The organism is Streptococcus sp. GMD4S, from assembly GCF_000296955.1.
On the sequence record NZ_AJRE01000114.1, the window covers coordinates 1 to 3,663 of the forward strand.

General features: G+C 43.2%; 7 protein-coding genes. All 7 read left to right on the top strand.

Features of this window, described 5'->3' with window-relative positions:
* Positions 1–614, top strand: a 614-nt coding sequence (nrdD, locus tag GMD4S_RS07395; RefSeq protein ID WP_000001437.1) for an anaerobic ribonucleoside-triphosphate reductase, incomplete at its 5' end; no start/stop codon positions are given.
* Positions 615–625: 11 nt separating this feature from the next.
* Positions 626–766 carry a hypothetical protein gene (locus tag GMD4S_RS07400; RefSeq protein WP_000521625.1) on the top strand — a complete coding sequence of 47 codons (141 nt, stop codon included), beginning with the start codon at positions 626–628 and terminating at the stop codon, positions 764–766.
* A 44-nt stretch (positions 767–810) separates the two neighbouring features.
* Positions 811–1,311: a GNAT family N-acetyltransferase gene (locus GMD4S_RS07405; protein ID WP_000423392.1), complete on the top strand. Its 501-nt coding sequence runs from the start codon at positions 811–813 to the stop codon at positions 1,309–1,311.
* Between the two features lie 4 nt (positions 1,312–1,315).
* Positions 1,316–1,912 carry an anaerobic ribonucleoside-triphosphate reductase activating protein gene (gene nrdG / locus GMD4S_RS07410; protein ID WP_000220162.1) on the top strand — a complete coding sequence of 199 codons (597 nt, stop codon included), beginning with the start codon at positions 1,316–1,318 and terminating at the stop codon, positions 1,910–1,912.
* On the top strand, positions 1,909–2,559 hold the full coding sequence (locus tag GMD4S_RS07415; RefSeq protein ID WP_000725971.1) for a uridine kinase family protein: 651 nt from the start codon (positions 1,909–1,911) through the stop codon (positions 2,557–2,559). Before nrdG ends, GMD4S_RS07415 begins: the two co-directional genes overlap by 4 nt.
* A 243-nt stretch (positions 2,560–2,802) precedes the next feature.
* Positions 2,803–3,111, top strand: a complete 309-nt coding sequence (gene rpsJ / locus GMD4S_RS07420; protein WP_001284513.1) for a 30S ribosomal protein S10 — start codon at positions 2,803–2,805, stop codon at positions 3,109–3,111.
* A gap of 82 nt (positions 3,112–3,193) precedes the next feature.
* Positions 3,194–3,663 (top strand): 50S ribosomal protein L3 (gene rplC, locus GMD4S_RS07425; RefSeq protein ID WP_000160195.1); only part of this gene is annotated, 470 nt, incomplete at its 3' end.

Genomic DNA, 3,663 nt, shown 5'->3' on the forward strand with positions numbered 1-3,663 from the left:
TTGACATCATTCGTGATATGAAACGACGTGTGGAAGAGTGGTCAGATCAATATGATTACCATTTCTCTATCTACTCAACACCATCCGAAAGTTTGACGGACCGTTTTTGTCGTTTGGATACAGAGAAGTTCGGCTCTATTCCTGACATCACGGATAAGGAATACTACACCAACTCGTTCCACTACGATGTCCGGAAAAATCCAACACCGTTTGAAAAATTAGACTTTGAGAAAGTTTATCCAGAAGCAGGTGCGTCAGGTGGTTTCATCCATTATTGTGAGTATCCAGTTCTTCAACAAAATCCTAAAGCCTTGGAAGCTGTTTGGGACTATGCCTATGACCGTGTCGGTTATCTAGGGACCAATACTCCGATTGATCGTTGCTACAAGTGCGACTTTGAAGGGGATTTTGAACCAACTGAGAGAGGATTTGCTTGTCCCAACTGTGGCAATAGCGACCCTAAAACAGTAGATGTGGTCAAACGTACGTGTGGTTATCTGGGAAATCCTCAAGCACGTCCGATGGTTAACGGACGCCACAAGGAAATCGCTGCGCGTGTCAAACACATGAACGGTTCAACTATTAAAACAGCAGGACATGAAGTAACAAATTAGAAGGAAATGGAATGGGGAAATACCAATTAGACGATAAGGGACGCGCACAAGTGACCCGTTATCACGAGAAACACTCGAAAGGTGGAACAGGTAAAAAAGAACGCTTGCTCAACCTCAGAGAACAGTTTTTAAACAAGAACAAGAAAAAATAAAAGTGAGAGTCTGCTCTCACTTTTCTCTTAGGTGGGAGGGGAATATGGAACTACGCAGACCGATATTGGCAGATAAAGAAACAGTTTTAGAGATGATGGCAGAGTTTGAACAAGCACAGTCCCCTCATGATGGTGGGTTTTGGAACGCCAACAATTTTGTTTATGAAGAGTGGCTAGAAGAAAATCTTCAAGCGGAAGCGGGATTCAATATTCCTGAAAACTGGGTTCCTGCTATCCAGCTGGTTAGTTTTGACGTAGCAGGCCAGGCTCTTGGCTTTCTCAACCTTCGTCTCCGATTAAATGACTACTTACTAGAAAATGGGGGCCATATCGGCTATTCCATCCGCCCCTCTGAAAGAGGTAAGGGTTATGCCAAAGAAGCCCTCAGACAAGGCCTGCAAGTTGCCAAGGAGAAGAACATCAAAAAAGCACTTGTGACCTGTAGTACGGAAAATCCTGCTAGTAGGGCGGTGATTGTGGCAAACGGCGGGGTGTTTGAGGATGTTCGCAATGGCGTAGAACGTTACTGGATAGATTTGGAGTAAAAGGATGACATGGAATACACCAAAACCAGGTGAATGGAAAAGTGAGGAACTTAGCAAAGGGCGGATCATTGATTATAAGGCCTTTAACTTTGTCGATGGAGAAGGTGTGCGCAACTCTCTCTATGTATCAGGTTGCATGTTTCACTGCGAGGGGTGCTATAATGTTGCGACTTGGTCTTTCAACGCAGGCATTCCCTATACGGCAAAATTAGAAGAACAAATCATGGAAGACCTTGCCCAACCCTATGTTCAAGGATTGACCTTGCTGGGAGGAGAACCATTTCTCAATACAGGTATCCTCTTGCCGCTCGTTAAGCGCATTCGAAAGGAATTGCCAGACAAAGACATCTGGTCCTGGACGGGCTACACTTGGGAAGAAATGATGCTGGAGACTCCAGATAAACTGGAACTCTTATCATTGATTGACATCCTTGTCGATGGACGGTATGATAAAAGCAAACGCAATCTTATGCTCCAGTTTAGAGGTTCGTCCAATCAACGGATTATCGATGTGCAAAAATCCCTCAAAAGTGGGCAAGTGGTGATTTGGGACAAGCTTAATGACGGAAAAGAAAGCTATGAACAGGTGAAGAGAGAATGAAGAAAAAAGACCTGATAGAACAACTGGTTTCAGAGATCGAAACGGGAAGAATTAGGACGCTAGGGATCTACGGTCATGGGGCTTCGGGCAAGTCAACCTTCGCTCAGGAATTACATCAAGCTCTAGATTCTACTACAGTAAATTTACTAGAAACAGATCCTTATATCACCTCAGAACGTCACCTGGTAGTACCAAAGCAAGCGCCAGATCAAAAGGTGACGGCTTGTCTGCCAGTGGCGCATGAACTAGCAAGTTTACAGAGAGATATTCTCGCCTTGCAGGCAGGCATGGACATCTTGACGATTGATGAATCTTGGAAGGCTAGCGAGGTCTTGTCTGGAGGAAAGCCAATTCTTATTGTTGAAGGGATGTCCGTGGGTTTTCTTCCCAAGGAACTCTTTGACAAAACCATCTGTTTCTACACGGATGAGGAGACCGAATTAAAGAGGCGCTTAACTCGAGATACGACTATGAGAAATCGCGATGCATCTTTTGTATTAGCTAGCCATCAGATGAGACGGGAGCAGTATCTGCGATACTATAGAGAAACCGAGTCTAAAGCGGACATTTTAGTAGATCAATCAGAAGATATATTCAAGGTCAAAATGACACACATTATATATAGAAGAAAAGACGGTTTTTTATAGATATAAATCCTCAATCTTGGAAAAATGAAAAGAGAAAACAGTTTCAACCTAAAAAAACGAAAAAAAGCTCACAAATCCCTTGCAATCGCAGGGGCTTTGTGTTATTCTATTATGGTGCTGTAAATTACAGCCTTAGCTTTGATGCAAGAGGTTGCGACACGCTCGGTTGCATTGCCACGCAACGCGCGTCGGTTTTCTTGTGGAGCTAGCCTATTATCTTAAATAGACGAAAAGGAGAAAAAGATGGCAAACAAAAAAATCCGTATCCGTTTGAAAGCTTACGAACACCGTACGCTTGATACAGCGGCTGCAAAAATCGTAGAATCAGCTACTCGTACAGGTGCACAAGTTGCGGGTCCAATCCCACTTCCAACTGAACGTAGCCTCTACACAATCATTCGTGCGACTCACAAATACAAAGACTCTCGCGAACAATTTGAAATGCGTACACACAAACGTTTGATCGATATCGTTAACCCAACTCAAAAAACAGTTGATGCGTTGATGAAATTGGATCTTCCAAGTGGTGTAAACGTAGAAATCAAACTTTAATCTAAAGCTTGATACCTTGAGCATAAAAAACGCTCGTTAAAAACTTTTTGAATAAAAAATATAGAAAAGGAACTATTTTCTCATGACAAAAGGAATCTTAGGGAAAAAAGTGGGAATGACTCAAATCTTCACTGAAGCTGGCGAATTGATCCCTGTAACAGTTATTGAAGCAACTCCAAACGTTGTTCTTCAAGTTAAAACTGTTGAAACAGACGGATACAACGCTATCCAAGTTGGTTTCGATGACAAACGCGAAGTATTGAGCAACAAACCTGCTAAAGGACATGTAGCGAAAGCTAACACGGCTCCTAAGCGCTTCATTCGTGAATTCAAAAACGTTGAAGGCTTGGAAGTTGGTGCTGAAATCACAGTTGAAACATTCGCAGCTGGAGACGTTGTTGACGTAACTGGTACTTCTAAAGGTAAAGGTTTCCAAGGTGTTATCAAACGCCACGGACAATCACGTGGACCAATGGCTCACGGTTCTCGTTACCACCGTCGTCCAGGTTCTATGGGACCTGTTGCACCTAACCGCGTATTCAAAGGTAAAAA